Here is a 320-nt window from a genome sequence, read left to right on the forward strand (position 1 = left end):
GCTCGGCGCGGACCTCGCGCGCTACACGGACCACACGATCACGTCGCACGACGCGCTCACGGCGGACCTCGAGGCCTCCGCGAAGCGCGGCTGGTGCGTCGAGAACCAAGAGGTCGCGCTCGGCCGGTTCTGCATCGCGGCACCGATCCGGAACGCGTCGGGGCGCATCGTCGCGGCGCTGTCGATCTCCGGGCGGGTGACGCAGCTGCGGGACCGCGACACCGCGTCGCTCGCCGAGGACCTCATCGAGGTGGCCGACCGCATCAGCGTCGGCCTCGGCATGATCAGCGCGGTCGCGCACTGACGGACAGGAGGCGCGG

General features: G+C 72.8%; 1 protein-coding gene. It reads left to right on the plus strand.

Translation table 11 applies throughout. The features are described from left to right. Window positions 1-304, plus strand: a 304-nt coding sequence (locus tag BIV03_RS16150; protein WP_302847775.1) for an IclR family transcriptional regulator C-terminal domain-containing protein, incomplete at its 5' end; no start/stop codon positions are given. Window positions 305-320 lie beyond the last annotated feature (16 nt).

Source organism: Curtobacterium sp. MCBA15_016, from assembly GCF_001865105.1.
Classification (GTDB): Bacteria; Actinomycetota; Actinomycetes; order Actinomycetales; family Microbacteriaceae; genus Curtobacterium.